Annotated in this window: 32 protein-coding genes; 16 read left to right on the forward strand and 16 right to left on the reverse strand. The window is 40.1% G+C overall.

Annotated features, from left to right (window positions below; all coding sequences use genetic code 11):
* Positions 1-6: 6 nt before the first annotated feature.
* From atpH to VB715_RS13010, 6 genes are all read right to left on the reverse strand, one after another.
* Positions 7-564, reverse strand: coding sequence for an ATP synthase F1 subunit delta (gene atpH, locus VB715_RS12985; RefSeq protein ID WP_323301639.1), 558 nt, complete (start codon positions 562-564; stop codon positions 7-9).
* A gap of 2 nt (positions 565-566) precedes the next feature.
* A complete protein-coding gene (locus VB715_RS12990) occupies positions 567-1,103 on the reverse strand; it encodes a F0F1 ATP synthase subunit B (RefSeq protein ID WP_323301640.1) in 537 nt (178 codons plus the stop codon).
* A 29-nt stretch (positions 1,104-1,132) separates the two neighbouring features.
* Positions 1,133-1,564, reverse strand: a complete 432-nt coding sequence (locus tag VB715_RS12995) for a F0F1 ATP synthase subunit B' (RefSeq protein WP_323301641.1) — start codon at positions 1,562-1,564, stop codon at positions 1,133-1,135.
* A gap of 85 nt (positions 1,565-1,649) precedes the next feature.
* On the reverse strand, positions 1,650-1,895 hold the full coding sequence (atpE, locus tag VB715_RS13000; protein WP_323301642.1) for an ATP synthase F0 subunit C: 246 nt from the start codon (positions 1,893-1,895) through the stop codon (positions 1,650-1,652).
* A gap of 261 nt (positions 1,896-2,156) precedes the next feature.
* On the reverse strand, positions 2,157-2,915 hold the full coding sequence (gene atpB, locus VB715_RS13005) for a F0F1 ATP synthase subunit A (protein WP_323290442.1): 759 nt from the start codon (positions 2,913-2,915) through the stop codon (positions 2,157-2,159).
* A gap of 51 nt (positions 2,916-2,966) precedes the next feature.
* A complete protein-coding gene (locus VB715_RS13010) occupies positions 2,967-3,386 on the reverse strand; it encodes an ATP synthase subunit I (protein ID WP_323301643.1) in 420 nt (139 codons plus the stop codon).
* A gap of 264 nt (positions 3,387-3,650) precedes the next feature.
* Here VB715_RS13010 and VB715_RS13015 point away from each other — a divergent pair, with 264 nt between their 5' ends.
* The 5 genes from VB715_RS13015 (at position 3,651) to VB715_RS13035 (ending at position 7,857) form a co-directional block, all read left to right on the forward strand.
* On the forward strand, positions 3,651-3,962 hold the full coding sequence (locus tag VB715_RS13015) for a hypothetical protein (RefSeq protein ID WP_323301644.1): 312 nt from the start codon (positions 3,651-3,653) through the stop codon (positions 3,960-3,962).
* A gap of 143 nt (positions 3,963-4,105) precedes the next feature.
* A complete protein-coding gene (locus tag VB715_RS13020) occupies positions 4,106-5,497 on the forward strand; it encodes a malic enzyme-like NAD(P)-binding protein (protein WP_323301645.1) in 1,392 nt (463 codons plus the stop codon).
* A gap of 41 nt (positions 5,498-5,538) precedes the next feature.
* The gene (locus tag VB715_RS13025; protein ID WP_323301646.1) at positions 5,539-6,321 is read left to right on the forward strand and encodes a M15 family metallopeptidase; all 783 of its coding nucleotides are present in this window, start codon (positions 5,539-5,541) and stop codon (positions 6,319-6,321) included.
* Position 6,322: 1 nt separating this feature from the next.
* Entirely contained in the window at positions 6,323-7,192 is an 870-nt protein-coding gene (locus VB715_RS13030) for an SWIM zinc finger family protein (protein WP_323301647.1), read from the forward strand.
* Positions 7,193-7,329: 137 nt separating this feature from the next.
* Entirely contained in the window at positions 7,330-7,857 is a 528-nt protein-coding gene (locus tag VB715_RS13035) for a hypothetical protein (RefSeq protein WP_323301648.1), read from the forward strand.
* Positions 7,858-7,954: 97 nt separating this feature from the next.
* Here the strand turns inward: VB715_RS13035 and VB715_RS13040 are convergent, their stop codons facing one another.
* The gene (locus VB715_RS13040) at positions 7,955-8,941 is read right to left on the reverse strand and encodes a flagellar biosynthesis protein FlgM (RefSeq protein ID WP_323301649.1); all 987 of its coding nucleotides are present in this window, start codon (positions 8,939-8,941) and stop codon (positions 7,955-7,957) included.
* A gap of 529 nt (positions 8,942-9,470) precedes the next feature.
* Between VB715_RS13040 and VB715_RS13045 the strand changes: the two genes are divergently transcribed.
* Positions 9,471-10,283, forward strand: a complete 813-nt coding sequence (locus VB715_RS13045) for a phytoene/squalene synthase family protein (protein WP_323301650.1) — start codon at positions 9,471-9,473, stop codon at positions 10,281-10,283.
* Between the two features lie 145 nt (positions 10,284-10,428).
* Here the strand turns inward: VB715_RS13045 and VB715_RS13050 are convergent, their stop codons facing one another.
* Both VB715_RS13050 and VB715_RS13055 read right to left on the reverse strand, forming a co-directional pair.
* The gene (locus VB715_RS13050; RefSeq protein WP_323301651.1) at positions 10,429-10,665 is read right to left on the reverse strand and encodes a DUF167 domain-containing protein; all 237 of its coding nucleotides are present in this window, start codon (positions 10,663-10,665) and stop codon (positions 10,429-10,431) included.
* Positions 10,666-10,707: 42 nt separating this feature from the next.
* Positions 10,708-11,145, reverse strand: a complete 438-nt coding sequence (locus VB715_RS13055; protein ID WP_323301652.1) for a pentapeptide repeat-containing protein — start codon at positions 11,143-11,145, stop codon at positions 10,708-10,710.
* A gap of 174 nt (positions 11,146-11,319) precedes the next feature.
* Here VB715_RS13055 and VB715_RS13060 point away from each other — a divergent pair, with 174 nt between their 5' ends.
* Positions 11,320-12,978, forward strand: a complete 1,659-nt coding sequence (locus VB715_RS13060) for a cation:proton antiporter family protein (protein ID WP_323301653.1) — start codon at positions 11,320-11,322, stop codon at positions 12,976-12,978.
* On the opposite strand, the gene VB715_RS13065 is transcribed toward VB715_RS13060, so the two are convergent.
* Positions 12,964-13,482, reverse strand: coding sequence for an N-acetyltransferase (locus VB715_RS13065; RefSeq protein WP_323301654.1), 519 nt, complete (start codon positions 13,480-13,482; stop codon positions 12,964-12,966). The two genes, VB715_RS13060 and VB715_RS13065, sit on opposite strands and share 15 nt — an antisense overlap.
* Positions 13,483-13,583: 101 nt before the next feature.
* Here VB715_RS13065 and VB715_RS13070 point away from each other — a divergent pair, with 101 nt between their 5' ends.
* Entirely contained in the window at positions 13,584-15,284 is a 1,701-nt protein-coding gene (locus VB715_RS13070) for a mechanosensitive ion channel family protein (RefSeq protein ID WP_323301655.1), read from the forward strand.
* 167 nt (positions 15,285-15,451) lie between these two features.
* Positions 15,452-15,769, forward strand: a complete 318-nt coding sequence (locus tag VB715_RS13075) for a 2Fe-2S iron-sulfur cluster-binding protein (RefSeq protein ID WP_323301656.1) — start codon at positions 15,452-15,454, stop codon at positions 15,767-15,769.
* Between the two features lie 54 nt (positions 15,770-15,823).
* Here VB715_RS13075 and lipB read toward each other — a convergent pair whose 3' ends face one another.
* Entirely contained in the window at positions 15,824-16,498 is a 675-nt protein-coding gene (lipB, locus tag VB715_RS13080; RefSeq protein WP_323301657.1) for a lipoyl(octanoyl) transferase LipB, read from the reverse strand.
* Positions 16,499-17,066: 568 nt separating this feature from the next.
* On the opposite strand from lipB, the gene hpf reads away from it, so the two are divergent.
* Complete coding sequence (gene hpf / locus VB715_RS13085; RefSeq protein ID WP_323301658.1) at positions 17,067-17,666, forward strand: ribosome hibernation-promoting factor, HPF/YfiA family; 600 nt, start codon at positions 17,067-17,069, stop codon at positions 17,664-17,666.
* A 61-nt stretch (positions 17,667-17,727) separates the two neighbouring features.
* Here the strand turns inward: hpf and VB715_RS13090 are convergent, their stop codons facing one another.
* Complete coding sequence (locus VB715_RS13090; protein ID WP_323301659.1) at positions 17,728-18,717, reverse strand: adenosine kinase; 990 nt, start codon at positions 18,715-18,717, stop codon at positions 17,728-17,730.
* A gap of 196 nt (positions 18,718-18,913) precedes the next feature.
* Here VB715_RS13090 and VB715_RS13095 point away from each other — a divergent pair, with 196 nt between their 5' ends.
* The 3 genes from VB715_RS13095 (at position 18,914) to VB715_RS13105 (ending at position 20,272) form a co-directional block, all read left to right on the forward strand.
* Entirely contained in the window at positions 18,914-19,111 is a 198-nt protein-coding gene (locus VB715_RS13095) for a hypothetical protein (RefSeq protein WP_323301660.1), read from the forward strand.
* 74 nt (positions 19,112-19,185) lie between these two features.
* Complete coding sequence (locus VB715_RS13100; protein ID WP_323301661.1) at positions 19,186-19,536, forward strand: NINE protein; 351 nt, start codon at positions 19,186-19,188, stop codon at positions 19,534-19,536.
* A 37-nt stretch (positions 19,537-19,573) separates the two neighbouring features.
* The gene (locus tag VB715_RS13105; protein ID WP_323301662.1) at positions 19,574-20,272 is read left to right on the forward strand and encodes a helix-hairpin-helix domain-containing protein; all 699 of its coding nucleotides are present in this window, start codon (positions 19,574-19,576) and stop codon (positions 20,270-20,272) included.
* A 75-nt stretch (positions 20,273-20,347) separates the two neighbouring features.
* On the opposite strand, the gene VB715_RS13110 is transcribed toward VB715_RS13105, so the two are convergent.
* A complete protein-coding gene (locus tag VB715_RS13110) occupies positions 20,348-20,542 on the reverse strand; it encodes a hypothetical protein (protein WP_323301663.1) in 195 nt (64 codons plus the stop codon).
* Positions 20,543-20,841: 299 nt separating this feature from the next.
* Between VB715_RS13110 and VB715_RS13115 the strand changes: the two genes are divergently transcribed.
* On the forward strand, positions 20,842-21,525 hold the full coding sequence (locus tag VB715_RS13115; RefSeq protein ID WP_323301664.1) for a sugar transferase: 684 nt from the start codon (positions 20,842-20,844) through the stop codon (positions 21,523-21,525).
* 175 nt (positions 21,526-21,700) lie between these two features.
* Positions 21,701-22,498, forward strand: a complete 798-nt coding sequence (locus tag VB715_RS13120; protein ID WP_323301665.1) for a WecB/TagA/CpsF family glycosyltransferase — start codon at positions 21,701-21,703, stop codon at positions 22,496-22,498.
* Between the two features lie 12 nt (positions 22,499-22,510).
* Here the strand turns inward: VB715_RS13120 and coaE are convergent, their stop codons facing one another.
* The gene (gene coaE / locus VB715_RS13125; protein WP_323301666.1) at positions 22,511-23,101 is read right to left on the reverse strand and encodes a dephospho-CoA kinase; all 591 of its coding nucleotides are present in this window, start codon (positions 23,099-23,101) and stop codon (positions 22,511-22,513) included.
* 105 nt (positions 23,102-23,206) lie between these two features.
* On the opposite strand from coaE, the gene VB715_RS13130 reads away from it, so the two are divergent.
* Complete coding sequence (locus tag VB715_RS13130; RefSeq protein ID WP_323301667.1) at positions 23,207-23,602, forward strand: zf-TFIIB domain-containing protein; 396 nt, start codon at positions 23,207-23,209, stop codon at positions 23,600-23,602.
* Between the two features lie 107 nt (positions 23,603-23,709).
* Here VB715_RS13130 and VB715_RS13135 read toward each other — a convergent pair whose 3' ends face one another.
* Both VB715_RS13135 and VB715_RS13140 read right to left on the reverse strand, forming a co-directional pair.
* The gene (locus VB715_RS13135) at positions 23,710-24,303 is read right to left on the reverse strand and encodes a hypothetical protein (RefSeq protein WP_323301729.1); all 594 of its coding nucleotides are present in this window, start codon (positions 24,301-24,303) and stop codon (positions 23,710-23,712) included.
* A gap of 139 nt (positions 24,304-24,442) precedes the next feature.
* Positions 24,443-25,762 carry a hypothetical protein gene (locus VB715_RS13140; RefSeq protein WP_323301668.1) on the reverse strand — a complete coding sequence of 440 codons (1,320 nt, stop codon included), beginning with the start codon at positions 25,760-25,762 and terminating at the stop codon, positions 24,443-24,445.
* Positions 25,763-25,817: the final 55 nt, after the last annotated feature.

Genomic DNA, 25,817 nt, shown 5'->3' on the forward strand with positions numbered 1-25,817 from the left:
AACAGTTTAAGAAGCACCGCCAAGAGTGAGGCCGATGCGGCGTAGTTGTCCACGAAGGCTGGCATCAAAGACTTGGGAGCCTACCTTGATGATGACACCCCCAATTAAATCAGGGTCAGCATAGGTCTTCATTTCAACGGAACGGGCCCCCGTTAAGACTTTAATTTTATCGCTGACAGCCCGACGTTGCTCGTCGTTTAATTCTGTTGATGCTGTCACCTCAGCTAAGACAGTATTGGTCAATTTTCTGAGTAGGGCTAGATATTGCTGACAAATATCTTCTAGGAAGGTAATTCGTCGCTTATCAACCAAAAGCATGACAAAGTTCCGCAAATAATGATGGATATCCCGTCCGAGTATCCGAGTTAATACGGCTCTTTTATCCTCTTCTTTAATGATGGGAGAGCTAACAAATGCCCGTAAATCTGAGCAATCTTCCAACATTTCCAGAATCGCGCGACAGTCTTCGCCGATAGACTCTGTAATGTGGTGAGACTCAGCAAGAGACATGAGGGCTTGAGCATAAGGCTCAGCAATTTCTTTACTTAACAGTGATCCTTTCACAATTAACCTCCTAACTGAGCGATACTGCGATCAATAAGGCGTTGTTGTGCGTCATAATTAACCCGTTCTTTGAGTAGACTTTCCGCTTTCACCACTGCCTCTTCCGCAATTTGCTTTTTCAACTGAGCGATCACTCGTTCTTGCTCAGAGGAGAGATCGGCTGCAGCCGTTTCTTGGAGACGAGCAATATCTTGTTCACTTTGGGCGGCAATTTCTGCCGCAATGACTTTGGCTCTTTCTTGGGCAGCTTGGCGAATCCGTTCCCCTTCTGCTTGTGCTTGGGTTAATTTTTTCTGTTCTGAGGCTAAAGCGGCAACAGCTTTGCGTTGTCTTTCTTCAACCTCTTGAATGGCCTGGGCAATTTGGTTACGGCGATCGCTGAGAATTTTTCCTACAGCTTTGCGGCCATAAAAAAACAAAACGCCCACCAGAATGGCCAGGTTAAAGATGTTGCTTTCTAAGAAGTCGAAGTGAAACCCGATCAGGGCTTCCCCTTCTGCGTGACTTTCTGTAGCTAATAATAAAAAAGAATCGATCATACCGGTTTATCACTCAACAGACGGCATCGTTAATTTACAAATTCAGACCCTAGGAGTTTTTCTAGAATTTGACGGCTTAAGGCATCAACTTGTTGTTCTAGATTCCTTAGAGCATCTTGGCGTTGCTGCTCAATTTCTTGGGCAACAGCTTCTTTCTTGGCCTGGGCTTGTTTTTGGGCAGCGGCCATGGCATCAGTCGCAATTTTTTTGGCATCGGCTTGAGCCGTCCCAATAATCTCTTGAGACTGCTTACGAGCGTCTGCCAATTGTTGCTCGTATTCTTGGGCAAGCTTTTTAGCTTTGGTCAGCTTTTCTAGCTCATCTGTCTCTTGTTTACGGATGTAGTCAGCCCGTTCATCTAACACCTTATTTAAAGGCTTGTAAAAAATTGCGTTGAGGATAATCGCCAACACAACAAACTGCAATGCCATCATCGGCAAGGTTGCATCAAAATCAAACATTGTTCACCCATCCACGTCCAATCTAGTTCTAGCTTTGTTTTCGGTGGAGACAGCCTCAAAGCTGTCTCTACCACCCGATTAATTCTTATGCGAAGGGGTTAGCAAATAAGAGAACGAGAGAAATAACCAGACCATAGATGGTGAGGGATTCCATGAACGCTAAAGTTAACAGTAAGGTTCCGCGAATTTTACCTTCAGCTTCGGGCTGGCGAGCAATCCCAGAAACAGCCTGACCGGATGCGTTTCCTTGACCAATACCAGGGCCGATAGCGGCTAAACCTACAGCTAGAGCAGCAGCGATAACAGAAGCAGCAGCAACAGTTGGATTCATGTTAATTCTTCCTCGATTTTATTGATAGAACAAATTGCAAGCTAGTTGTCAGCTTAAGAATTTAGGAGCGCGAAGTTTCCAAGCAAGACTGCGGATTTTGACTTCTGTATTTAGAACTCCCACCAGGTAAGTACCTGAGTTGTCCAGAAGAGTTTCAGGTTTTATTGCCTCTCGGACTTCTCTGTTATTGTCTTACGTTTTGGGCATTTTTGTTCAACAGATCTTTATTCCTTTTATTGTCTGCTTTTGATGATTTTTTCCTTACCCGTGTTCTTCTTCTTCTTCCGACTCAATGGCCTCATGAATATAGGCCCCGGCTAAGGTGGCAAACACTAGGGCTTGAATGGCACTGGTAAATAATCCTAAGGCCATTAGGGGTAATGGCACCAATAAGGGGACTAAAAATACAAGAACGCCCACCACCAGTTCATCAGCTAAGATGTTACCAAACAGACGGAAGCTTAGGGAGAGGGGCTTGGTGAAATCTTCTAAAATTTTAATGGGTAGGAGAATGGGAATGGGTTGGATATAGTTGGCAAAATATCCTAATCCTTTCTTACTCAAGCCCGCGTAAAAGTACGCTAGAGAGGTAAGCAGTGCCAGGGCAACAGTTGTATTAATGTCGTTGGTTGGTGCGGCTAATTCCCCTTCAGGAATCTCAATCAGTTTCCAAGGAATGAGGGCCCCTGACCAGTTGGAGACAAAAATAAACAAAAATAGCGTCCCGATAAAGGGCAACCATTGCCGATAGTGCTTTTCTCCCAGTTGGTTTTTCGCTAAGTCCCGCAAAAATTCTAGAACGTATTCCATGAAATTTTGCATTCCACCTGGAACCATTTGACCTTCTTTCGGCTTGGCAGCAAGGGAGGCGATGACCAACAGGGCAATGACAAACCAGGAGGCGAGAAATACCTGCCCGTGTAATTTTAAGTTGCCAATTTCCCAGTACCAGTGCTTACCTACTTCTAAGGCAGCTAGGGGTAAGGTATCTAAAATGCGTGAACCATCTAACATTGTCATTGGGTAAATTTTACCGATTCTGGTGACGGAAATCAACGATTTCCTCTTGTTTTACTCGCTTTTTGGCTCTGGAGCCATAACACTTTGTATTGTGTAGGCGATGATGGCGACTTTATAGGTCAAAAATCCCAGGAAAACTGGGACGATGTGCAGTTCTTGCCATTGACTAGCTACAATGATCATGGCGGCGACTAAAGCAAGTCCTTTACCGCCAACCCTTTGACCTGATGTGCCGATTTTTTCCACTTCTCCGGCCAGCAATTTCAAGTAAATAATGCCGACACAAGCCCCCAACAGGTAATTAAGAGCTAAATTAAGAGAATAGAAGATCCAGACGCAGATAAAAATAATTCCGGTGAAAACCAAGCTCAACAGCAACAAAGTGCGTTGTAGCTGATAGTAGTCTTTCATGGAATCAGTATCGTCTGAAACCGTTTCGGCTGTTTGGGTTTGGGATTCAGTCAATGGCATACAGTCACAGGGTTCGATTAGGCTAGGTTATCCTTGATTAAGGTTCTAACTAATCAAGTTATTTGGCTGACATTGACACTCGTGAACTCAGCCGAAGGTATAATATCACGTTGAGGCGACAAGATGAACAGTCGGCGGTTGAGTTCCTGTCAAGGACTTCAGATAATTTTAGGGGTTTAGGGGTTCAAATGTTTAAATAGTATCCTTGTCAAATAGAATTAGGTCAATAAAAATACTAATTTTAGGTAGCCTATAAATTTAAAAATGACAGTACAAGATGATGCCAGAGAAAATGAATTGATTAAGCTTTTTCAACTTGAACAACCACCCAATCGAGGAAGAAGTGATACCGACGCTTTGTTAAAATACAAAGGTCAAACATTCTATTTTGAACTTAAATCAACCACGAAAGATTCTGTGACAACAGTTAGAGATTTTGGCCCAGTTCATATCGAAAAATGGAAAAATAAACATTGGATTATTGGTTTTTATGATAATCAAGCTAAGTTAAAATACTCTCATTACGCTTCACCTGAAGATATGTCAAACTGGATACGAGAAAAAGAAGAATCTTGAAACAAATGGGAAGTCTGAGGCAACAGGTACAAGGTTTCGGTTTAATGGTAGTGGTGGCGACTTTGGTCGTGAACAACACAGATACTACGCCCAAGTCTCGATGTTAAGTATTGATCTGTCTTTATCTGAAGCTCAGGAGTTAAATGGCCAATCTCAACCCGAATGCAAGTTATAGCCTCGCGTTAAGCATTGAATTACCTAATATTGCTGGAACCCTCTCCAATGTTACCCAAGCGATCGCTGGAGCAGGGGGAAGCTTAGGGCAAATTTCTCTGATTGAACACACCCTAAAAATTACCCGCAGAGAAATTACCATCGATGCTTCGAGCGAAGAACACGCCGAGAAAATTGTCTCAGCAGTTCGAGAAATTCCCAATGTTAAAATTATCAAGGTTTCTGACCGTACCTTTGAACTCCATCGTCAGGGAAAAATCACCGTTAATAGTCGTCTTCCCTTGACCTCCCAATCTGATCTGGCTATGGCCTATACCCCAGGGGTAGGACGAATTTGTAAAGCGATCGCCAGTGAACCTTCCAAGGTCTATGAACTCACCATCAAAAATAACACGGTAGCTGTCGTCACTGATGGCAGTGCGGTCTTAGGCTTAGGAAACTTAGGCCCCGAAGCTGCTTTACCCGTCATGGAAGGAAAAGCCATGTTATTCAAAGAATTTGGCAAAATTGATGCTTTTCCTATCTGTTTAGCTACCCAAGACACGGAAGAAATCATCGAAACGGTGAAACGCATTGCCCCAGTCTTTGGAGGCGTTAATCTCGAAGATATTTCTGCTCCCCGTTGCTTTGAAATTGAACGAAGACTCAAGCAAGAATTAGATATTCCCGTCTTCCATGATGACCAACATGGGACAGCTATTGTCACCCTAGCTGCCCTATTTAATGCCCTAAAATTAGTCCAGAAGTCCCTAGAATCGGTGCGAATTGTGATTAATGGGGCGGGGGCTGCAGGAGTGGCCATTGCCTCTTTATTGCGGGCTGCGGGGGCAACCACCATCTGGTTATGCGACTCTAAAGGCATTCTTTCTAACTCCCGCACCGACTTAAACCCCCAAAAACAAGCCTATGCTGTTAATGCCAGTGGCTCTTTAGCAGATGCGATGAAGGGGGCAGATATATTTTTAGGAGTGAGTGCGCCTGGAGTTGTCACCCCAGAGATGGTCAAGTCGATGAACAAAGATCCCATTGTCTTTGCTATGGCTAACCCCATCCCTGAAATTCAGCCAGAATTGGTCACAGATGACGTGGCAGTCATGGCAACGGGACGCAGTGACTATCCTAACCAAATCAACAATGTGTTAGCCTTCCCTGGGGTATTTCGGGGGGCCCTAGACTGTCGGGCCAAAACCATCACCGAGCATATGTGTTTAGAAGCAGCCAAAGCGATCGCCTCTTTGGTAACATCAAATAACTTGGATCGAGAACATATTATTCCTTCGGTCTTTGATGAACGGGTTTCCCCTGCGGTGGCCAGTGCGGTACAACTAGCCGCCCGTCAAGATGGGGTCGCCACTCAGTAGAATATTAAGAGGAGAAAACAGGGAGAAGGATTAAAACATCAATGAAAAATGAGCAAAAAACCATCGGGCAACCAGACCCCATCGATGACATTCCTGAAGCCTTACGAGATAGCCCAAGCCATTCATCTCTATCACAACCAAAACTAGGGTTAATAATCTCAGGAATGATTGGGGTGGGGGTGGTGGTTTTGGCCAGTTTCTTGATGCTACGTCCTTCCTCCCAACCTTCAGTCACTTCTTCTGTGACTCCCCCTGTTAAAGCGAGTCCTTCTCCTGAAGCGATCGAAAATATTTTAGGTCATTTACCTTATCAAGAAGCTCCCCCATCAGAATTAAAATCGATTACGACTGATGGACGGATTAAATTAAGAAGTAATGCTGCCGAAAGTTTTCGGAAAATGCAGCGAGACGCGAGAGCAAAGGGCGTTATTTTAACCCCTATTTCTGGATTTAGAACTGTTGCTGAGCAAGAATATTTATTTTTTGAGGTGAAACGTCAACGCAATCAAGAAACTCGTAAACGGGCGGAAGTGAGTGCGCCACCAAAGTATAGTGAACATCATACAGGGTATGCCATTGATATTGGAGATGGTAATGTTCCGGCCAGCAATCTTAGTCAGAGTTTTGAACAAACGGCGGCCTTTCGTTGGCTAGAAAATCATGCCGCACAATACAGCTTTGAACTCTCTTTTCCTAAAAATAATGCTCAAGGCATTAGCTATGAACCTTGGCACTGGCGATATGTAGGCGATCCTGATAGTTTAGAAATGTTTTATAAGGCGAGAAATTTACCAGCAAAATCTTCTAATCAGGGAGCTAATTAAAATGACAAGAGCAGATTTATTAAATAATCAAGATCCGAATTTACCTCAACAAGAATGGTGGGTGCAACGTTGGTTAGAATTATTAGATTCTTATCGGTTTAAAAAACGGTTGGAAAGGGCGAGAATTTATGCTAGAGAAGGCAATGTTCTGAGTATTGAGTTTGAGGGAGCGCAAGTTTTAGCGAAAGTTCAAGGCAGCGAAGTGGAACCCTATCAAGTTTCCCTTTCCCTTGCTCCTTTTACTGATGAAGACTGGAATTATGTGATGCAAACTTTATCAGAAAAAGCGATTTTTTCCGCCCAACTTTTAGCGGGAGAAATGCCGAATAATATTGAAAGGGTTTTTACCCAAAATGGCTTAAGTATTTTTCCTTTTCAGTTGTCTGATGTTAGATCATATTGTACTTGTCCCGATAAAGCAAACCCCTGTAAACATATTGGGGCAATTTATTATCAATTAGCTGATCGTTTTAGTGAAGATCCCTTTGTTATTTTTCAATTAAGAGGCAGATCAAAAGCGCAAATTTTAGAAGGTTTACGGGAATTACGTTGTCGTCAGATAGAAGAAACTGGCAGTAAGATAGAAGAAACCTATCAAAAAGAAGCTAAGAAAAGTAACAAAAAGACTAAAATTACTGAGCCATCTCATGAGTTAGATCTAAGAGCATTTTGGCAGTATGCTCAACCTTTAGATCCCTCTTTAGTGGTTATTGTTCCGCCTTCAGATGGCCAAACAGTTTTAGATGTTTTAGGGCGAATTCCTTTAGCTCATGAGGAGGCAAAAATTGTTAAAGATCATCTACAACAAGTCTATCAAACTGTTAGTCAACAGGCAATGATAGCAGCTTTAAATGTTAATAGTGATCATTAAAAAGTTATCAAAGAGAGGGCGTATGCCATACGCCCCTACGTCCCAATTTGTCCACTTGTAGGGGCGCAAGCATTGCGCCCTCTAGCTTATCCTAATGTTCGTAAACTGGTGTTTAATTAAATTTTAGGTGATGATTATTGTATTTAATTTGTCCTGGTATTCATGAGCTAGAATTAACTAATCAATTTATTAACAACACTTTTAATAAATCTGATAATTTATTAGTATTTCCCATTGACAAATATCCCGCTTATTCTGGGTTTCATATTTTACAATTTCTCCAAGAAAACTGTAAAAACACCTCTCAGGAATTAATGATAATTAGTTTTAGTGCGGGGGTAGTTGGTGCGATTAATGCTGCTTGGTTATGGCAATTAAAAGGGGGTACAATTAAGGGGTTAATTGCCTTTGATGGGTGGGGGGTTCCTTTAATCAGTAATTTTCCCATTTATCGCGTCAGTCATGATGAATTTACCCATTGGAGTTCTGCTATATTAGGAACAGGAAACCTGAGTTTTTATGCAGATCCATCCGTTGAACATTTAGAGTTATGGGGTTCACCCCACAGGGTAAAAGGTTGGATGGTAGAAACCAATTCTCATGGTAAAAAGTTCTTATCTGCGATGACATTAATCGAGTTTTTAACTTTAATTTTAAAGGATTAGACAACTAAATTTTAAACCTGCGTAGGCAGGTTTTGTGTGTATAGTTTAACCCTTTAGGGTTCAAACTAACCCCCTTTGTAATAGAGATTTAGGGGGATCAAACCCAAAATGCAAAAGCAGCTAAAGCGGTGAATAACAAAGGAACTAACCAGCGTAACATTGCATCAAGAGATAAGGCTAAATCATGATAGCCTTCTGCCACTAAATTAATACTGGTAACAGATTCTATTAAGGCAAGAAAAACTAATAACATTGAGCCAACAATTACCTTATCTTCGGCGGTTAAATAAGCCATTCGGGGTAATTCTTGACGCAGCACAAATTGATAAGTAATTAAACTAACCATGGTGGCAGTTGCTAAAGTAATTTGAGGAATAATTTGGCTGGGTTCCAACCAAAAAACCAAGTCAGACATAAAGACAATTAAAGCCACTGGTAACAGGACACGCCAAGCATAAAAACTAGAATAGCGTTTGACTTTTATTTGATAATCAAACTGGGCATAATTTCGTTGTTCTGGTTGAATATAATGGGAATGAATATGGGTACTAATGTCTTGAACAGACCAATTAACTAAGGATATTTCATTATTAATCCCATTCAGGGCATCTGCCCCTAAAAAGTTAATTTCTTCTGGAGAATAGCTGAAAGAAATTAGTTCAATTTTGATTAGTTGTTCATCAAAAGGAAAGCGTTTCAGATCGAGAGTTGTGGCTAATTCTCCATAAAATCGCTGTCGATAGGTCACAATTCCTTCGGGATTAACATGAACAATTTCATCGAGTTCTTTGGTTAATTGACGTTGGTTAATAATATGAATATTGGGATGCCAAACTTCATCAAGATTTCGTTGATAAATGGGTAAAGACTGATTATAGAGTTGGGGATCTAGACGCGGATCATGCCATTGTAATCCTAAATAAAAGTCGATATAAAATGTTTGTTCAACTTCATTAATTTTTGCCAAATCAAGGGTATAAATGCCCACTAAAATTTGAGTGGGAACTTGATCAGTACCAGGTCGAAGAATGTTTCTTTGACGAGGAATAAGCCAATGATTGATCTTTTCTTGGGTGAGATCCATTTGGGTTATTAGAAGGGGAGGTAATTGTTATGAATTCTTGATCTGACAGCTAAATAAACATCAAGAATAATTGATTATTATTATCGCTTCTAATTAATATCATAACGGTTAAATTGCTCAAGGCTTAAAATCTTTATAATCCTTTAGTTAAAATTACTTTAGGGATTTTTGGCAAAAAATATCTATGATTAAGGCCTAAACTTGCCGAGGAAAAAACAAGACAAAATCTTGAGGATCTGCTAAATTCAGGAAAACTGTATAAGAAGTTACAATAATTTAGCTAATCAGTCAGGAGTAAATAAAATCCTATCTGTTCCCCTGTCTCACCAAAGGAAAATCAATAATTGCGGCAAATTTTGGCGAACCATAATACAATGGACACCATCTTTATGAAAATCTCGTCCTAATCTCTAACTAGCATGGTAAAACCCAAAACTTCCGTATGTCAGGAACTTCACAATAGTTTAGTGGGATCTCACAAATAAGTAAGTGTATGCTAATGCTTAAGTTGGCGTGAGGAGTTAAATGAATGAATTTACGAAATAATGCCCTGAAGACCCTTAAAGAAACGAGTCGAACCTTCTATATCCCGATTAGCCGTCTTCCAGATAGCTTACAGGATGCCGTTGCCTCTGCCTATCTGTGTATGCGTGCTATTGATGAAGTCGAAGACAACCCTGACCTCAATAACTTTACCAAAGCTAAAATCCTGCGCCAAATGAGCCTTAATTTACAGGCAGCTAGGGAAAACTCTGGGGTAGAGGATTTTTCGGCGGGATTGATGCCTTATAGTCATTGTCTACCAGATGTGACGCTACGGTTAGGACAATGGGCCTTACTGGCACCAGATTCCATCGCCCCCCGGATTTGGGATGCTACGGCGGCCATGGCCGATCGCATGGCCTATTGGGCCGAGAATAACTGGACAATCCGTACGGAAGCTAATTTAGATCAGTATACCTTCAGTGTGGCCGGGGCTGTTGGACTACTTTTATCCGATTTGTGGGCATGGTACGATGGCACCCAAACCAACCGAACCTATGCTATTGGGTTTGGTCGAGGATTACAGTCTGTTAACATTGTCCGTAATCATCGGGAAGACTTACGCCGTGGGGTGAACTTTATTCCCCAAGGATGGCACATTGAAGATGTTCATCAATACGCCCGTCGTAATCTCAAATTAGCGGATCTCTATACCAAATCTTTGCCCCCTGGCCCGGCTTTAGATTTCTGTAAAATTCCTCTAGCTTTGGCCTATGGAACTCTGGAAGTCATGGCCTTAGGGAAAGAAAAACTCAGTCGAAGCGATGTGATGGCCTTGGTACAACAAGTTACTCGCTAATTATTACCAACACTGATTGTTTTGTTAAGTCTCTCTTCGGAGAGATTATTTTTTTTTATGGGATATAACGCTACGGATCAGGCAACTGTAGGGGTCAACGGCCGTTGATCCCTACTTTATTTTGTGTTCTCCGTTCCCTGTTCCCTTAAATCTCTTCATTTCGTGTCTCAATATCAATCAATTTATGACGAGAAGATGCCCCAGATTTAATTAAAATTTGGGATTTAGAAACATTAAACCGTTTGGCTAAGATTTCGATTAATTCACGATTCGCTTTGCCATCAACAGGGGGAGATTTTAAAGAAATGATTAAACTTCCATCAGCAGATTCTTCAATTTTTTGCTGTTTGGCGTTGGGTTTAACTTTGACTTGAAGTTTCATCGTTTTGGGGCAAGCATAGAGGCATTGCCCCTATAATCACAATTATGGTTCTTCTCCTCCAATACCAATCCCCGTATTGTAGATTTGAGCATTGGTAATATTGAGATTTTCCATTGATGCTCCTGTCACATCGGCATCATAGATCATGGCTTGAGTAAAGTTAACATTATCTAGATTAGCGTCATTAAGGCTGGCATTAGTCACCATTGCCCCTGTTAAATCAGCCCCTTTCAAGTTGGCTCCCGTTAAATCAGCCCCTTCTAGGTTAGCTTCTGTGAGGTTAGCTCCTTGTAGGTTAGCATCCCTTAAGTCTGCCCCGATTAAATGAGCATATCTTAAATCTTCATTAGACAGATCACAGGCTTTACATTGCCCTGTCTCTAACAATTTTTGCACCTGGGCTGGATTGCCGGCCATCACTGGGCTGGCTAATATGAGGGGAGTAACGATTAATAATGTGCTTAAAATGTTGCGTTTCATGGTTGATCCTCCTCGCATCCCTTGTTCTCTCTATTCCTAATGTACTTAACAAAAAGGGGAATACCCTCCCCCTATCGGGTTATTTTTTGGTTCCAATTTTGAAAGCCAATCATCGAAAAAGCTTATAACTTGATTCTACAATTAGATTAAAAACAACTATCAAAAGATTTTATTATGATAAGTTTCAGCAATGTCTTTTCGGAAATTGCCTGTATTTTGGCGATCGCTACGGTTGTGGGTGCTTTGGCCCTTTGGCTGCGTCAACCGCTAATTATGGCGTTTATTATTGTCGGTATCCTCATTGGGCCGGCCGGTTTAGGGTTAGTGTCTGCTAATCAAGAGGTAGAATTATTAGCAGAATTGGGTATTGCTTTATTATTATTTGTGGTGGGATTAAAGCTTGATCCCCATGAAATTCAAGCGGTTGGCCCTGTGGCAATAATTGCCGGAATGGGGCAAATTTTGCTCACGGGAGGCTTGGGTTATTTATTGGGGATTCTTTTAGGCTTTACAGGTATTTCAGCGTTTTATATTGGTCTTACTTTAACTTTTTCTAGTACCATTATTGTCGTTAAATTATTATCGGATAAACGAGAAATTGATGCTTTACATGGTCGCATTGCTTTAGGGGTTCTCATTGTTCAAGATTTGGTTGTGGTTGTGGCTATGATTCTTTTAACGGCCTTTAGTGAAACCTCTAATCAGTCTTTAGGGCAAGAAATTTTGACGGTTTTTCTTAAAGGAAGTTTCTTTCTATTATGTATTGCTTTATTAACTCGCTATGTTTTGCCTAAGTTACTGCATAAGTTGGCTTATTCTACCGAATTATTATTGATTTTTGCTATTGCTTGGGCAATTAGTTTGGCGGCAATTGGAGATAGTTTAGGATTTAGTAAGGAAGTAGGGGCATTTATGGCGGGAGTGGCCTTAGCTTCTACATCTTATCGGGCAATTTTAGGGGCAAAATTAGTCAGTTTACGAGATTTTTTATTGCTCTTTTTCTTTATTAATTTGGGGATTCATATTAATGTTGAACATTTAGGAACTGAAGTTTTCTCAGCTATAATTCTTTCTCTTTTTGTTCTATTAGGTAAACCTTTAATGGTTATGGTATTAGTAAGTTCTATGGGCTATCGTAAATATACTAGCATGATTACCAGTTTATCCCTTGGTCAAATTAGTGAATTTTCTCTGATTATTGCCACATTAGGGGTTAGTTTAGGTCATATTAATGAGAATGTTTTAGGGTTAATTACTTTGGTGGGATTAATTACTATGGGGGTGTCTACTTATATGATTATTGATTCCCACACTATTTATGAATGGTTATCTCCTATCTTATCTAATTTAGAACGATTAATCCCCCATTCACAACAAAAATTAGGGGATTTAGAGGGGGTTGATCTTCCTCCTGTTGATGTTATTTTATTCGGATTAGGACGTTATGGGGGTAGTTTAATTAAAGATTTACAAGGGGAAGGATTAAAGGTTTTAGGAGTGGATTTTGATCCTGAATTAGTTAGGGTTTGGCGTAGTCGAGGAATCTTGGCATTTTATGGGGATGCTGAAGACCCGGAATTTGCCGCTACTCTCCCTTTAAATGAGGCAAAATGGGTGATTAGTACCCTACCAGGAGAACGCATTGGACTAACTTTATTACATACATTACAACACCGAAAGTTTGCCGGTAAAATTGCCTTAACCAGTCATACTAAACGGGAAATGGAGATTCTTGATGACAAGGGTGCAGACTTGGTTTTATTGCCGTTTAGAGATGCAGCAAAAGAAGCCGCAAGAACCTTGATTTCTCAGATAAATTTAGACCGCTTCTGAAAATTCAGGTTGATATTTTGCTATCCCTGAAATCCCTTTTAATGCTTCTATATCAAACTCTAAAATCATCAATGCTTCTTGGGGAATATCTTGATATTCAGAGATGATATTATAATGATAGGCAGGGACAAAACCAAAACGAGAATAATAACTTGGTTCTCCTAACACTATTACAAAAGGATAGCCTTTATTTTTGATAGATTCTAAGGCAATTTTAGTTAAATTCGAACCAATTCCTTGACCTTGAAATTCTGGAATAACTGCTAAAGGAGCAAGTCCCATTCCTGTGAGAATATTCCTTGAATTTTCAATGATAATAGGGGTAAAAAGAATATAACCTACTATCCTTAAATCTAAGACAGCAACAAACGCAATTTTTTGACAAGAAGATTTTGTTCTTAGACAATCAACAATATCAGCTTCTATTGTTTGTCCAAAAGCTGATAAATTGACCTCTCTAATTCCTGCTTCATCGCCTAATTGTTCCTCTCGAAATATCAGCATAGAAGTCGTGGGGTAGAAAATATTAAACTAATATATCATACTTATAACATAAGTATGAGGCGAATGTTATAATATTAATTAATGGCTCATTATTATTGTTCATGTTGTTTCCCACAAATCGTCATCTTTGGCCTATCTTTAACTCTGCGATCACCTGGCTTTTAGTTTTATTAATGACTCTGGCAGGAACAGGCTTAATCATGCCAATTTTAGCACAAGAAAAGCCAACAGCACCCATTATCCTAGAAGGAAGAACCCTCTTTTATGTGAGTGAATCAGGTCAATATACGGCTGAAAGAAGAGCGAATGATGCTAATAATCAACTGCAAAAAATTCTCGCTCAAAACCAACCACCTATTACCGTAAATCTTGATACGACTAAAGATGTTCCTGTGATTCAAATTCAAGGAGCTTATTTAATTTCTGTCACCTCAAATGATGTACCGACAGGTCGTACTTTACAGGAACAAGCTATACTATGGAAAAACATCTTAGAAATATCTATTAGAAAAGCCGAATATGAACGCACACCCCAATATTTAATCAAGTCTACTATTATTGCTATAGTAGTTCTTTTTATTACTTTTATTATCTCCTGGAAATTGGGAGTATTTTGGCAAAGATTTCTGAAGCCATCAGAGAAAAAAGATGGGGCAACCAGTCCATCTTTAACTCCTCCTTCTACCCAACCATTAACAGCAATTCCTCAGACAACTTCTTCCAAGATTAATCTGGGATTTTTGATACTCTTAATCGTAATTCGTGGCATTATTTGGATTTGTTCTTTGTTCTATATTAGTCACCTTTTCCCTCAAACAAGAGAATGGAGTCAAGATGTTATTGAAATTCTAAAAGTTAGTTTGATCACAGATATCTTTCCCCTAGGAAATGATAGATATTCAGTGCTTGATTTCTTTATTTTAGCAGGATTATTAGTCGGTTTGGTTCTCTTGACTCAAACCGTTAGTCGTATTCTTAAATCCAAGTTATTGAGTGCCACTGGATTAAACCGAGGGGTACAAGATACCACCGCTTTAATTGTTAATTATACTCTCATTTTTTTAGGCACTATTGTAGTATTACAAGTTTGGGGACTTGATCTTAGTTCCTTAACAGTTTTTGCCAGTGTTTTAGGGGTAGGAATTGGCCTAGGACTTCAAGGAATTGCTAAAGAATTTGTCAGTGGTTTAGTCTTAATTTTTGAACGACCAATTCAGATTGGTGATTTTGTTGAAGTTAGTGGATTAATGGGAACTGTAGAACGTATTGGTGTCCGCAGTACAGAAATCCGAACTTTAGATCAAGTTTCGGTCATTTTACCTAATTCTCGATTCTTAGAATCAGAGGTGATTAACTGGAGTCATTATAGTCCAATTTCCCGCTTAAAAATTCCCATTGGTGTGGCCTATGGTTCTGATTTAGAGAAGGTCAAAGAAGTTTTAATTGAAACCGCTAAAAGTCATCGGGAAGTCCTATCAATGCCTTCTCCTCAAGTCTTTTTTGTGGAATTTGGCGATAGTTCTCTCAATTTTAGTTTATTAGTTTGGATCAGTAAACCTTATAAACAATTTCAGATTAAAAGCGATCTTTATTTCCAACTTGATACAAAATTTAGAGAAGAAGGAATTGAAATACCTTTTCCTCAACAAGACTTAAACATCCGCTCTAGTGAGCTACCCCAAACTATTTCCCCTGATTTAATAGAATCTCTGGCTAAGTTATCTGATAGTTTAGCAACTTGGTTAGATAAAAATTCTCAGAATTCTAATCCTCAAGATCAAGTCAAGAAAATTGATGATTAATTTATCTTAGTTCGTCGTTGGGGCTTTAGCCCTAGAAATCAGCCTTAAAAGGCTTACTACAAACTCATTAACAGTGATTGTTAACTTCCTCCCCAGTTTTGGGAACTCTAGGGATAGACGGGTAAATCCTGCTGTTATTCAATATCCAGTGAAGGATCGTAATAAATATGACTAATCACCAAAAAGAGTTTTCTGTCACCTTGATCAACCCGAAAAATCAGTCAAAACAGACAATTATGGTGTCTGGGAATCAAGTTATTCTCGATAAAGCCAAAGAACAGGGAATTGATCTTCCTGCTTGTTGTTGTGCGGCTGCTTGTACCGTATGTACGGGAAAAGTCTTAGAAGGAACTGTCGAACAAACAGCCCAAGCGGTTCAATTTTTGGGATATCCTTTAGTGGATGCGGGTTATGTGCTTACCTGTGCGGCTTATCCAACTTCTAACTGTACTATTTTAACTTATCAAGAAGAAGAAATATTTTAATAACTTTAACTTCTGTCGGGGTCAACGAACGTTGACCCCTACTCAAGAATGAAATCAATTATTCTCAATCAATTTAACCTGAAAAACTTGGGCAAATTCTTCAGCAATCTTTTGACGAATTTCTTCTAATTGAAGATGAGGGATAAATTGGGCTAAACTCCCCACAGGTTTGTCTGGAATACCACAGGGAATAATGGCTTGAAAACCTGTTAAATCAGGACAAACATTGAGAGAAAATCCGTGCATTGTAATCCAACGTTTGACTTTAATTCCGATGGCAGCAACCTTATAACCATCGACCCAAACTCCGGTGAAACCTTCCCTCCTTTTTCCGGGAAGTTGATAATTTTTTAATACCTGAATAATCACTTCTTCCAGTTGCCTTAAATACCAATGTAAATCCGGTTGATAATAACGTAAATTAAGGATAGGATAACCCACTAATTGACCAGGACAATGATAGGTGACTTCCCCTCCCCTTTCAATGCGATGGACTTCCCAAGGGGCAGTTACTGGGTCAAATTTAAGAAACTTTACATCCGCCCCCGTTCCTAAAGTATAAACGGGGGGATGCTCTAATAATAGTAAAATATCGTCTAAACTGGGATCTTGAATCCTCTGTTCAACTAGCGATCGCTGTCTCTCCCAGGCGACTTGGTAAGGCGTGATTCCTAGGACTTGAAGCAGACATGGCCGTTGTCTATGGGGGGTAGGAGTTGATCGAGTCATTGGTTAAGTTTATTCTTAAATTATTAAGAAATATAAAGAGATGCAAAGGAACATGAAAAGAAATCCAAGAGCTATGTTTAGGACAATACAAAGTGTTAGTCTAAAAGTATAGAAAGTTTGCACCGGAGAAAGCTGTTGAAAGAAACGCCGCCAAAGACAGTTTTTTTCTAGCAGATCCCTCTCCTAGTTAACCAACGAACCACTAAAGTTGGGAGTTTCTTAGGAGTACAAGGAACGATGAGCTTTCTGACTGATAAAACTGAGTTGATCAAGGAGGGATGATCGGGTTTAGGAGAGAAACATTAGGATCAATTGAGAGGACAGTGCATCCTAATCATTTTATCATTAACGAATCTTAATGGAAGACAATTCAGAGAAAATTTGATGTTCATTAAGATTGCTGAAAAGAGGTCAAAAAATCTAATGAATAGACGGAAGTATGCTACTCCATTGCTATTGAATCAATCTGGTTAGCTGATCAAAGTTTCTCCGAGGGGAGGGAATCACATTTCCTTTTTTTTTGCTCTTTGAATTTTACAACAATGAAACTGAGAATGGAGTATTGAGTATGAAGCTTTTAATTCAAGGCAATAATATTGATGTCACGGAAGCCATTCATGATTACGTGCAGCAAAAGCTAGAGAATGCGGTTAAACACTATCAAACTTTAACCACTAAAGTTGATGTTCATCTATCAGTGGCGCGGAATGCTCGCATTTCTGATAAGCATAAAGCAGAAGTAACTGTTTATGCCAATGGCACCGTAATTCGCGCTCAAGAAGGGAGTGAAAGTCTCTACGCGAGCATTGATTTAGTGTCTGATAAAATTACCCGTCAGCTTCGTAAATATAAAGAGAGAATTAGCGATCATAAAGCTCAACCTTTGGCGAAAATAGGAGAAGTGATTCCTGGGAAAGAAATTGATGGGGATTTAATCGGCGATCGCCAGCCAGAATTGCCCCCTGAAGTGGTACGGATGAAATATTTTGCCATGCCACCGATGTCTATTGAAGAAGCGAAACAGCAACTACAATTAGTCGATCATGACTTCTATATGTTCTGCAATCAAGACACCAATGAAATCAATGTGATCTATATGCGAAATCATGGGGGTTTTGGGGTTATTCAACCCCGCGAATCTAATGGCAATGGCAGTGAAAATCACTGATTTTTAGCCTGAAGTGAGGGGGTGATGGGAAAATCTTCCCATCACCCCTAGAATCTGATTTTTAGGTGTTGAGCAGGGCTTTCAAGTCTTCTGTCGCTAAACGTGGCCCATAGCTAGTAACAATCTGAGAAGAGGCACGGGAGGCTAAATCTCCGGCTTGAGCATAGGTCAGTCCGTGGGTGATACCATAGAGGAAGGCTCCGGCGTACATATCCCCCGCTCCAACGGTATCAACCGCTTTCACAGGGTAGGCAGTGATTTCCAGAATTTCTTGGCCATCGAAAATAATAGACCCCTGAGAGCCGCGAGTAATGGCAAACCCTTTTGCTAAGGTTTTGAAATGGGCGATCGCTTCAGAAAAATCCGTTGTGTTGGCCATTTTTAGGGCCTCAGCTTCATTCGCAAAAATCACATCTACCCCTGAGCCAATAATGTTTAATAATCCTTCTTTAAAAAATTCCACCATATTGGGATCGGAGAGGGAAAAAGTAGTTTTTACTCCCGAATTTTCGGCGATTTCTCGCGCTTTAATCGCAGCAGTTTGGGCAGTAGGAGAAGTCACTAAATACCCTTCGAGATAGAGATATTCCGAGTCTGCGATCGCTTCTGGGACTAATTCCGCTATGGAAAGACCGCTGCTAATGCCCAAAAACGTATTCATGGTACGATCAGCGTCAGGAGTAACCATGACCAAACATTTTCCCGTAGTTCCGATTTCCTCATTACCATTGTGAACATTGGTATCTAGTCCACAGGTTTGTAAGTCTTTTAAATAGAAAATTCCCGCCTCATCTGGAGCGACTTTACAAGAGTAAAATCCTTTGGCCCCAAACTGACTAAGAGCCACCATGGTATTCGCTGCCGAACCACCACCGCTTTGTTTACAAAGATTACCATTTAATTTTTCAATAATCTCCCCTTGACGAATTTCATCAACCAAAGTCATTACCCCTTTATCAATGTTCAATTCTTGGAGTAAGGAGGGGGTAACAGCAAACTCCATGTCAACTAAAGCATTGCCGACACCGTAAACGTGATATTTTCTACTCATGAACCTTCCTGGTTGTGATTCTGTTAACGGTTTTTTGTGCATCAAAGCGAATATATTTTAACCTTTAGTGTCACCTGTTCTAAAGTCTGATAATTATTTGACAAAAGTTGTGGCAGAAGTCCCCATCTCTTCTGCTTGCCATGAGTTGGGGTAGTTCACGCTAAAATATAACAAGGATTACTCAATTTAAACTTCAATGATTTCCCATAGGACGAGAAACAGTTTTCGATGGTTCCGCTTCTTGCCTTACCTTGGGTTAGGGGCATTGGTATTTTCTCTTAACTCTCTGACAGCTTGGAATTATTGGATTAAGGGTTACTTGGTTTTATTAGAAGCCCAAATTGGACTGGTTATTGTTTATTGGATGTTAGCTCATGTTAAGAACAAAAATTAGGATGTGCTACGAGCAACCTTTTGCCAAATTATTTTAGATCTTTTTTTCTTCAATTAACTTAGCTAGGAGAAATCATGAAAAATAGATTAGTAGCCGCCTTACTTGCTTTATTTGTGGGATGTTTTGGGATTCATAAATTTTATTTAGGTGAGAATTTAGCGGGAATATTCTACTTAATTTTTTCTTGGACATTTATCCCCAGTATTATTGCTTTTTTTGAATTTTTAGGATTGGTTTTGATGTCAGATCAAGCTTTTAATGCTAAATTTAATTACCAGTATATTACCTCTAGTCAGACTCGTTTTGAAGAATCTTCCAGAGATAAGGCGGCAACATTAATTGAGCTTAAAAGGCTTTATGATCAAGGAATCATTACGGCGGAAGAATTTGAAGAAAAAAGAAGAAAAATATTAGATTCTATTTAAACTGATAAAAATTAATTGAGACTCTATTGTTTAAACCATGTCAAAACTTCCTACTCATCAAAATAATAATCCTACTTGGTTTTGGTTAGCTTTGGTTCCTGTCTTGGGGGGAGTAGCCATTGCTTATGCTGGACAGAAAATCAAACATAATAATTGGATTTGGGTGGGACTTGGTTGTGTTATATCCAGTTTTTTATTATCTTCTTCTGAGATAATTTTAATAATTTGGTTATCCCAAATAGGATTAGCTTTTTATCTAAAGCAAAATTTTTTCTCCCTTGAGAACCCGACTAAAGAATCCTTTCCTGGTAAAAATATCAAATATTCATCAGGAAGAAACCAAGAAAAAATTGATATTAATACCTGTTCTAAAGATGATTTAGTTTATGGTTTAGGACTGCCGATTGTCTATGCCAATGATATTGAATCAGTTCGTCATCAAGGTTACATTTTTACCTCTGTTGAAGAATTATCAGAGATCGCAGGTTTACCGCAGAATTATGTCAAAAAAATCGCTTCTTTAATCACCTTTACCTATGACTTGAATCAAGAATTAGAGGTATCTTGGAGACGCTTAAATGCCTATTCTCAACATCAATTAATTGAATGTGGACTTGAGCAAAAGGCAGCCCACAAAATCGTGGAAGAACGAGACAAAAATGGATCTTATCAATCGGTTATTGATGTACAACGTCGGACAGGAATTCCTCTAAGTCATTATCAACATCTGATTTAGTCTTTGAGGGGGTTTTGCTTAAAAACTCCCCCTCAAACTACACTAGATCAAGAGACAATGGGTGTTAAGTTCTGTTTAGGACTTAACCCCTTCACCGTGGGAAGGTGTTACAATTCCTTCAACTTGAACCGTTTGCCCTTGGGAATCGACCGCCGTAATCGCCCAACGTAGGGGTTCACCCCGTTTTTGCAGTTCCGCTTCAATGGCTTGTTGCAATTTTAGGGGCGTTTCTTGCAGGTCAATTTCTGCGGTAATAAAGTGGGTAGTCATTGTTAAAGATTCCTGATAATTAGAAAAAAGGGTAGCTATTCTGAATTTTTGGGGTCAAAACATCTTCTATTAGTGTATCAGTTGCCTTGAAAGCTATCTGCCAGGGACAAACTAGACCAGTTTAAACAGTCTATTCAGACTTTATTAGAAAAATGGACAAGTCAAACTTGCTCATGATCTTTTGTTGTTTAAAGATCTTATACAAGAAGTTATACAAAACTAACGTGAAAATATACATGATGGCAAACATCGTCCCGTTATCCTTGGATTAGGTAACTACAACTTTTAGAGATAAGACAATGACTGCACATACCTGTTGGACTCAAAAGTCCTATCCTAAATCCCTAATCCAAACCGAGTCTGAGTTAAAATATCTCCATCCCTCTGTCCATAACAAGCTCAAACGAGCCATAGATATCGTCGGTGCTTTATTGGGCCTAGGAATCACCAGCATTATTGCGATTCCCATTGCCCTCTCCATGGCGATCTCAGATCCTGGCCCTTTACTTTATAGTCAGATTCGTTGCGGGTTACATGGTCGTCCCTTTCGGATTTGGAAATTTCGCTCTATGGTAGTCGGTGCCGATAAGCTCAAACATTTAGTCAAAAATGAAGCGAACGGACATATTTTTAAAAATACTAATGATCCCCGCATTACCCGTTTAGGGGCCTTTCTTCGTCGTACCAGCTTAGATGAGTTTCCCCAATTTTGGAATGTGTTGATGGGAGACATGAGTTTAGTGGGAACCCGTCCACCCACAGTTGACGAAGTAGAAAACTATGAAACTCACCACTGGGAACGCCTCAACGTTAGACCCGGAATTACAGGAGAATGGCAAGTTAATGGCCGTTCCGCCATTAAAGACTTTGATGCCATCGTTGAGATGGATGTGAATTATCAACGGAAATGGTCTTTGGGCTATGACTTGGGGTTAATCCTCAAAACCTTGCAAGTGGTTTTCGACAAAAGTGGTGCTTGCTAAGTCAACAGGGTTTTAGCTTGGAGTTTATCCTGCTCAGGTTATCTCCGTCACGTTTTGTATGACTTAATTTTTCATAAAAGTTATACGTAATTTGTAGACAAAGCTAACAGGAACTTATATATCCGAATCGGATCACAAATAGAGTAGGCAAAAAACTTACATTCACTCAATTCCTATGAAGACAGTTAAAATTCTCGATGTCGCTATCCATAACCTATCGACTCAAGAGCTTCTCGCTAACCTCAACAGTCAAGGGGGGGTCGTTGTAACACCTAATGTTGATCATTTAATGAAATTACGCAAAGATCCTGAGCTTCGTCAAGTTTATCAGCAGTCTGATTATCGGATTTGTGATAGTAAAATTATTCAATTTGCTTCTCGATTTTTAGGCACGCCAATTCGGGAAAAAATTTCTGGTTCAGATTTGTTTCCCGCTTTCTATGAATACAATAAAGACAACGAAGAGATCAAAATATTTTTGTTGGGAGCTAAGCCAGGAATTGCTCAGCAAGCGCAAGAGAAGATTAATGAAAAAGTAGGAAGAAATATTATTGTTGACTGTTATTCCCCTGAATTTGGCTTTGAACAAGATGAGGAAGAATGTCAGAAAATTATTGCCCGGATTCAAGGTTCAGGAGCCACTGTCCTAGCGGTGGGCTTAGGTGCGCCTAAACAGGAAAAATGGATCAACCGCTATAAAAAACAATTGTCAAATATTAAGACATTTTTGGCTATTGGGGCTACTATTGACTTCGAGGCTGGATATAAACCCCGTTCTCCTAAATGGATGAGCGAAGCGGGACTAGAATGGTTATATCGTCTACTCTCTGAACCTCAGCGTCTTTGGAAGCGTTATTTAATTGAAAGTATGCCATTTTTTGGCTTGGTTTTTCAGCAAAAAATCAAGATGATGACGACTACTCGAATGGAGTCACAATCAAAAATCAAAACCGAAAAAAAACCCTCTTTTTAATGTTTGCAGAGTTCAAGTTAACCCTTTATCAATCTGCTGATAGAGATGAGCTAAGGTTGAAGAGTTATCCAAAATAACATCAGCCATCTTCACCTTTTCTTCTAGGGATACTTGACTGTTAATACGGGCGATCGCTTGATCTTGAGTGAGATGATTTCTTTCTATCAATCTTCTTAGTTGTTGCTCAAGTGAACAATAAACAACCCAAATTTCTGTTACTAAGTAAGTCAATTTTGATTCAAATAATAAGGGAATATCTAAAACAATAATGGGCGCATCGGATTGCTCAATTTCGTCTTTAAATCGTTTTCTTACATAGGGATGAATTTGATTTTCTAACCATTGCTTTTCTCCCAAGTCATTAAAAATAATTTCTCCTAACTTTTGACGATTTAATTCCCCATTTTCTAAACAAATTATCTCCCCATATCGCTCAATAATTGCTTTAAGTATTGGAGAATTGAGTTTAACCGCTTCTCTGGCATAAATATCAGCATCAAAAACCGGTAAATGATGACTATCAACTAAATAGCGGGATACGGTTGTTTTTCCTGTCGCAATACCACCCGTTAACCCAATCAGCCTTTTTGAGTTTTTTTCCATATCAGCGAAGTCAAAAAAAATCTGATGACCATTTTAAGCAAAATTGAAGAGACTTGATAAAACTTAGCTACCCTAGAAGAAGTAAGTTAGTGATAAAACAATCCAATGAAGATGTTAATATGTCCCAAATGCGAGGGAGAACTTCAGACAATTATCTATGAAAATATAGAAGTTGATCGCTGTTGTCAATGTGCAGGGATTTGGTTTGACTCATCAGAAGCTGAAGAATTAAAGCGTCGTAAGGGTTCCGAAAGTATTGATATTGGTAAACTTAACTGGGAAAATCATCAAGAAGCGTTAGACGCTCAAATTCCTTGTCCTCGCTGTGAAATTTCTATGATCAAAATGCTTGATCTCGATAAACACCCGATTTGGTATGAAACCTGCGCTCAATGTCGAGGAATATGGTTTGATTCTGGAGAATTTAAGAAATTTAAAGACAATTTCTCGAAGCAAGGGCTACTATCTAAAGCCATAAAAATCTTTCGCCTGAAAAAATAGATCAAAGGCGATACTTAATAATACATTTATCAAGCATCGCCTTAGTTTACCAATAATTAAGTTTTACTCTTGTCACTAAATCCTCTAACTCCCTGACAACACAAACCTTACCACAAACCAGGTACGGGTTCAGGAGTGGGAGCAGGGGTGATTACAGCCGTGCTAGGCCGTAAAGGAGGTAAACTCACGTCAGGACGATCCCAGTCGAGGGCTGTCCGTTCAACTAAGGCAACTTCCCGTAGATCTAGACGAGAAACCCACTGTGGCATAGCATAGGCTTGATAAACTTCTAGGTCTTGCTTCTTATCGCTAATAATGACCCATTTGCCATCTACTTCCTTCATGATGACATCAGCACCAGCCACTAAAGTTGGCCATTGACCAGGCATCCGAGTGCTTACCTTGTAAACATCCCGTTCACCTGTGGTGAAACCAACATCATAGGTCATGGTGATGTGAGAGGGAGAAATGATTTGCACTTGGGCAACATCTCCCGTAACACCACGAATCCGACCAATGGCATAGTCTTCAAATTTGAATTTTAACCAATCTGCCCGATAAACTTCGATGGGATCTTCTACTACGTGGCCCCGTAACTGAGCAACGAGTACCTCACCGTTGGCGGGTTCTGCTTGAGCGGGGGCAATGGCGGACAAGGACAAGCCGAGGGCTAATCCAGCTAATATGTGTGAGTGCTTAATAAACACGATAACCTCACTCCAACCTATTTGGGTAAATTATCCTTTGACACCTTTAAGGATAGTTTAGTTCCCAAGCAGACCCTGGGAAATTTAACCATAGCTTTATAAGTGTTAAGCTGATTGAGAAAAGCAGTTAAATTTACGGATTGAGTTGGTTTTTTAGGCTTTCAAAACCTTTGGTAATGGATTGGCTTAGGTTGTTGAACCATTGAGGGCGTTGTGAAGGGGGAGGGGTTTCCTGTTCAACCCTTGTGGATAAAGGGGTTGACGTTTCCTCTGCAAGTTCAGAAACTTCATTAGAGTTAGAATCTAGGGTGGTTTCTGTCTCTGGTTCAGGGGAAGAAACCGTCTCAGATGCCTCTGTTTCTAAGGTTTCTACTGCTTTAGGGGTCGTCTCTTCTGTTACTGGGGAGGAGGTTTCCTCTAAGACTTCTTCTGTTACAGGTAACGGTGTGGGGTCTGCTTGCGATGGTAAAGAGGCTTCAGCCGCTTCTTGGGGGGTTTCTTCAACCCTAGAACTAACCTCTTCTTCAGGTTGTTCTAGGGTTGATGAGTCTTCCGTTAACTTTTCCTCTATTGTCGGTTCAAGAAGCAGGGTATTACGATAGTTGGGATCGACTAAAGCGCGGGCTACCTCAAGGGAGAGTTCCCCACGAACCAGTTTAGAGAGGGTATCTTGGCCATTGGGTTCATAGCTAATCAGCCGCACGGTATTATTAAAGGCGTTATTGATTTCCTGTCCTTGTTCATCCAAGAATTCTAACTGTATCCAGTTTTTTCCAGTTTTAAACCCCTTGAGATAAATCGGTTGCCAGGTATCCAGGAGAAAACTTTCCCCATTAATAGTGGCTTTAATTCGCCAGTCTACAATGTCATCATCAGGATTATTTTGGGCGACAAAATGCAGGGGGGCATTGGTTAAATAAAAATCTAACATGATCGGTTCTGCCCCATAATTCCCTTGAGGGCGACTATAGGTGAGTAAGGGAAGGGCAGATTTCGGGGCGTTATCTTCTGTCTCCGTGAAAATATGAAAGGTGGTTTGTGCATAAGCCCCTTCATTTTTAAAACTTTCGTGCCAAGGACGAGAGGCAAACACTCGTATTGTATGGGTTCCTGGGGTTAATTCTTTTAAAATAATTGGTTCATCAACGTTATAAACCGCTTGGTAGGGTTCATTATCAATAAAGAGGTGAAGATGGGGCCCCATCCCTAATTCTGCATTTTTAAATAAGGGATAGTCTTTGACTTGTAATTGCACAGAAACTGTCGTTTCTGAGAACATTTGACTGGGTTTTGGGCTAATAATGCTAACCTGGGGATTATATTGGGCGAGGACTTGACCGAGTTCTTGCATAACGGCTGGAGGGGCAACTTCTGAGAGTTGTCCGGTTTTAACAGGGGTCGGGGCCGGTTCTGTCATGGGGGAAGCCCCTTCTAGGCGATCGCTACAACTCATTAACCCCCAACTGAGGCAACATAACAGCAAAGAACCGGAAAGGAATTTTATCAAT

It is taken from the genome of Crocosphaera sp. UHCC 0190, from assembly GCF_034932065.1.
GTDB lineage: Bacteria > Cyanobacteriota > Cyanobacteriia > Cyanobacteriales > Microcystaceae > UHCC-0190.

Bases quoted from the DNA above. Each gene is read 5' to 3' on its own strand.
- VB715_RS12990 (WP_323301640.1), bottom strand. From the start codon at position 1,103: ATGATCGATTCTTTTTTATTATTAGCTACAGAAAGTCACGCAGAAGGG.
- VB715_RS12995 (WP_323301641.1), bottom strand. From the start codon at position 1,564: ATGTTTGATTTTGATGCAACCTTGCCGATGATGGCATTGCAGTTTGTT.
- atpE (WP_323301642.1), bottom strand. From the start codon at position 1,895: ATGAATCCAACTGTTGCTGCTGCTTCTGTTATCGCTGCTGCTCTAGCT.
- atpB (WP_323290442.1), bottom strand. From the start codon at position 2,915: ATGACAATGTTAGATGGTTCACGCATTTTAGATACCTTACCCCTAGCT.
- VB715_RS13010 (WP_323301643.1), bottom strand. From the start codon at position 3,386: ATGCCATTGACTGAATCCCAAACCCAAACAGCCGAAACGGTTTCAGAC.
- VB715_RS13015 (WP_323301644.1), top strand. From the start codon at position 3,651: ATGACAGTACAAGATGATGCCAGAGAAAATGAATTGATTAAGCTTTTT.
- VB715_RS13020 (WP_323301645.1), top strand. From the start codon at position 4,106: ATGGCCAATCTCAACCCGAATGCAAGTTATAGCCTCGCGTTAAGCATT.
- VB715_RS13025 (WP_323301646.1), top strand. From the start codon at position 5,539: ATGAAAAATGAGCAAAAAACCATCGGGCAACCAGACCCCATCGATGAC.
- VB715_RS13030 (WP_323301647.1), top strand. From the start codon at position 6,323: ATGACAAGAGCAGATTTATTAAATAATCAAGATCCGAATTTACCTCAA.
- VB715_RS13040 (WP_323301649.1), bottom strand. From the start codon at position 8,941: ATGGATCTCACCCAAGAAAAGATCAATCATTGGCTTATTCCTCGTCAA.
- VB715_RS13045 (WP_323301650.1), top strand. From the start codon at position 9,471: ATGAATTTACGAAATAATGCCCTGAAGACCCTTAAAGAAACGAGTCGA.
- VB715_RS13050 (WP_323301651.1), bottom strand. From the start codon at position 10,665: ATGAAACTTCAAGTCAAAGTTAAACCCAACGCCAAACAGCAAAAAATT.
- VB715_RS13055 (WP_323301652.1), bottom strand. From the start codon at position 11,145: ATGAAACGCAACATTTTAAGCACATTATTAATCGTTACTCCCCTCATA.
- VB715_RS13060 (WP_323301653.1), top strand. From the start codon at position 11,320: ATGATAAGTTTCAGCAATGTCTTTTCGGAAATTGCCTGTATTTTGGCG.
- VB715_RS13065 (WP_323301654.1), bottom strand. From the start codon at position 13,482: ATGCTGATATTTCGAGAGGAACAATTAGGCGATGAAGCAGGAATTAGA.
- VB715_RS13070 (WP_323301655.1), top strand. From the start codon at position 13,584: ATGTTGTTTCCCACAAATCGTCATCTTTGGCCTATCTTTAACTCTGCG.
- VB715_RS13075 (WP_323301656.1), top strand. From the start codon at position 15,452: ATGACTAATCACCAAAAAGAGTTTTCTGTCACCTTGATCAACCCGAAA.
- lipB (WP_323301657.1), bottom strand. From the start codon at position 16,498: ATGACTCGATCAACTCCTACCCCCCATAGACAACGGCCATGTCTGCTT.
- hpf (WP_323301658.1), top strand. From the start codon at position 17,067: ATGAAGCTTTTAATTCAAGGCAATAATATTGATGTCACGGAAGCCATT.
- VB715_RS13090 (WP_323301659.1), bottom strand. From the start codon at position 18,717: ATGAGTAGAAAATATCACGTTTACGGTGTCGGCAATGCTTTAGTTGAC.
- VB715_RS13095 (WP_323301660.1), top strand. From the start codon at position 18,914: ATGATTTCCCATAGGACGAGAAACAGTTTTCGATGGTTCCGCTTCTTG.
- VB715_RS13100 (WP_323301661.1), top strand. From the start codon at position 19,186: ATGAAAAATAGATTAGTAGCCGCCTTACTTGCTTTATTTGTGGGATGT.
- VB715_RS13105 (WP_323301662.1), top strand. From the start codon at position 19,574: ATGTCAAAACTTCCTACTCATCAAAATAATAATCCTACTTGGTTTTGG.
- VB715_RS13110 (WP_323301663.1), bottom strand. From the start codon at position 20,542: ATGACTACCCACTTTATTACCGCAGAAATTGACCTGCAAGAAACGCCC.
- VB715_RS13115 (WP_323301664.1), top strand. From the start codon at position 20,842: ATGACTGCACATACCTGTTGGACTCAAAAGTCCTATCCTAAATCCCTA.
- VB715_RS13120 (WP_323301665.1), top strand. From the start codon at position 21,701: ATGAAGACAGTTAAAATTCTCGATGTCGCTATCCATAACCTATCGACT.
- coaE (WP_323301666.1), bottom strand. From the start codon at position 23,101: ATGGAAAAAAACTCAAAAAGGCTGATTGGGTTAACGGGTGGTATTGCG.
- VB715_RS13130 (WP_323301667.1), top strand. From the start codon at position 23,207: ATGAAGATGTTAATATGTCCCAAATGCGAGGGAGAACTTCAGACAATT.
- VB715_RS13140 (WP_323301668.1), bottom strand. From the start codon at position 25,762: ATGAGTTGTAGCGATCGCCTAGAAGGGGCTTCCCCCATGACAGAACCG.